General features: G+C 51.2%; 2 rRNA genes. Both read left to right on the top strand.

The annotated features are described in order from the left end of the window. Nucleotides 1-168: 168 nt before the first annotated feature. A 23S ribosomal RNA gene (locus tag ACYSTU_RS26950) occupies nucleotides 169-3,062 on the top strand. A 156-nt stretch (nucleotides 3,063-3,218) separates the two neighbouring features. Next, nucleotides 3,219-3,331, top strand: a 5S ribosomal RNA gene (rrf, locus tag ACYSTU_RS26945); the annotation flags it as partial.

Genomic DNA, 3,331 nt, shown 5'->3' with positions numbered 1-3,331 from the left:
TAGATCGTTCTTTAAAAATTTGGGTATGTGATAGAAAGATAGACTGAACGTTACTTTCACTGGTAACGGATCAGGCTAAGGTAAAATTTGTGAGTTCTCTTAGTTGAGAAATTCGAATTTTCGGCGAATGTCGTCTTCACAGTATAACCAGATTGCTTGGGGTTATATGGTCAAGTGAAGAAGCGCATACGGTGGATGCCTTGGCAGTCAGAGGCGATGAAAGACGTGGTAGCCTGCGAAAAGCTTCGGGGAGTCGGCAAACAGACTTTGATCCGGAGATGTCTGAATGGGGGAACCCAGCCATCATAAGATGGTTATCTTGTACTGAATACATAGGTGCAAGAGGCGAACCAGGGGAACTGAAACATCTAAGTACCCTGAGGAAAAGAAATCAACCGAGATTCCCTTAGTAGTGGCGAGCGAACGGGGACTAGCCCTTAAGTGGCTTTGAGATTAGCGGAACGCTCTGGAAAGTGCGGCCATAGTGGGTGATAGCCCTGTACGCGAAAATCTCTTAGTCATGAAATCGAGTAGGACGGAGCACGAGAAACTTTGTCTGAATATGGGGGGACCATCCTCCAAGGCTAAATACTACTGACTGACCGATAGTGAACTAGTACCGTGAGGGAAAGGCGAAAAGAACCCCGGAGAGGGGAGTGAAATAGATCCTGAAACCGTATGCGTACAAGCAGTGGGAGCAGACTTTGTTCTGTGACTGCGTACCTTTTGTATAATGGGTCAGCGACTTATTTTCAGTGGCGAGCTTAACCGAATAGGGGAGGCGTAGCGAAAGCGAGTCTTAATAGGGCGTCTAGTCGCTGGGAATAGACCCGAAACCGGGCGATCTATCCATGGGCAGGTTGAAGGTTAGGTAACACTGACTGGAGGACCGAACCGACTACCGTTGAAAAGTTAGCGGATGACCTGTGGATCGGAGTGAAAGGCTAATCAAGCTCGGAGATAGCTGGTTCTCCTCGAAAGCTATTTAGGTAGCGCCTCATGTATCACTGTAGGGGGTAGAGCACTGTTTCGGCTAGGGGGTCATCCCGACTTACCAAACCGATGCAAACTCCGAATACCTACAAGTGCCGAGCATGGGAGACACACGGCGGGTGCTAACGTCCGTCGTGAAAAGGGAAACAACCCAGACCGTCAGCTAAGGTCCCAAAGTTATGGTTAAGTGGGAAACGATGTGGGAAGGCTTAGACAGCTAGGAGGTTGGCTTAGAAGCAGCCACCCTTTAAAGAAAGCGTAATAGCTCACTAGTCGAGTCGGCCTGCGCGGAAGATGTAACGGGGCTCAAACCATACACCGAAGCTACGGGTATCACCTTCGGGTGATGCGGTAGAGGAGCGTTCTGTAAGCCTGTGAAGGTGAGTTGAGAAGCTTGCTGGAGGTATCAGAAGTGCGAATGCTGACATGAGTAACGACAATGGGTGTGAAAAACACCCACGCCGAAAGACCAAGGTTTCCTGCGCAACGTTAATCGACGCAGGGTTAGTCGGTCCCTAAGGCGAGGCTGAAAAGCGTAGTCGATGGAAAACAGGTTAATATTCCTGTACTTCTGGTTATTGCGATGGAGGGACGGAGAAGGCTAGGCCAGCTTGGCGTTGGTTGTCCAAGTTTAAGGTGGTAGGCTGAGATCTTAGGTAAATCCGGGATCTTAAGGCCGAGAGCTGATGACGAGTTACCCTTTGGGTGACGAAGTGGTTGATGCCATGCTTCCAAGAAAAGCTTCTAAGCTTCAGGTAACCAGGAACCGTACCCCAAACCGACACAGGTGGTTGGGTAGAGAATACCAAGGCGCTTGAGAGAACTCGGGTGAAGGAACTAGGCAAAATGGCACCGTAACTTCGGGAGAAGGTGCGCCGGTGAGGGTGAAGGACTTGCTCCGTAAGCTCATGCCGGTCGAAGATACCAGGCCGCTGCGACTGTTTATTAAAAACACAGCACTCTGCAAACACGAAAGTGGACGTATAGGGTGTGACGCCTGCCCGGTGCCGGAAGGTTAATTGATGGGGTTAGCTAACGCGAAGCTCTTGATCGAAGCCCCGGTAAACGGCGGCCGTAACTATAACGGTCCTAAGGTAGCGAAATTCCTTGTCGGGTAAGTTCCGACCTGCACGAATGGCGTAACGATGGCGGCGCTGTCTCCACCCGAGACTCAGTGAAATTGAAATCGCTGTGAAGATGCAGTGTATCCGCGGCTAGACGGAAAGACCCCGTGAACCTTTACTATAGCTTTGCACTGGACTTTGAATTTGCTTGTGTAGGATAGGTGGGAGGCTTTGAAGCGTGGACGCCAGTTCGCGTGGAGCCATCCTTGAAATACCACCCTGGCAACTTTGAGGTTCTAACTCAGGTCCGTTATCCGGATCGAGGACAGTGTATGGTGGGTAGTTTGACTGGGGCGGTCTCCTCCTAAAGAGTAACGGAGGAGTACGAAGGTGCGCTCAGACCGGTCGGAAATCGGTCGTAGAGTATAAAGGCAAAAGCGCGCTTGACTGCGAGACAGACACGTCGAGCAGGTACGAAAGTAGGTCTTAGTGATCCGGTGGTTCTGTATGGAAGGGCCATCGCTCAACGGATAAAAGGTACTCCGGGGATAACAGGCTGATACCGCCCAAGAGTTCATATCGACGGCGGTGTTTGGCACCTCGATGTCGGCTCATCACATCCTGGGGCTGAAGCCGGTCCCAAGGGTATGGCTGTTCGCCATTTAAAGTGGTACGCGAGCTGGGTTTAGAACGTCGTGAGACAGTTCGGTCCCTATCTGCCGTGGACGTTTGAGATTTGAGAGGGGCTGCTCCTAGTACGAGAGGACCGGAGTGGACGAACCTCTGGTGTTCCGGTTGTCACGCCAGTGGCATTGCCGGGTAGCTATGTTCGGGAAAGATAACCGCTGAAAGCATCTAAGCGGGAAACTTGCCTCAAGATGAGATCTCACTGGAACCTTGAGTTCCCTGAAGGGCCGTCGAAGACTACGACGTTGATAGGTTGGGTGTGTAAGCGCTGTGAGGCGTTGAGCTAACCAATACTAATTGCCCGTGAGGCTTGACCATATAACACCCAAGCAATTTGCTGACCTGAAAAGGCGCCAGATTGCGGTGTGTGAAGACGAAACGAACCGAAAGTTCGAAACGCACAAACACCGAAAGCTGTCACATACCCAATTTGCTGAAGCGAGGCCATCTGGTCACGAGTCAGTACCCGAATTTCTTGACGACCATAGAGCGTTGGAACCACCTGATCCCATCCCGAACTCAGCAGTGAAACGATGCATCGCCGATGGTAGTGTGGGGTTTCCCCATGTGAGAGTAGGTCATCGTCA

This window comes from Pseudomonas glycinis, assembly GCF_054871425.1.
The sequence above is the reverse complement of the archived record's forward strand: the minus strand, read 5'-3'. Positions and strand labels throughout refer to the sequence as shown.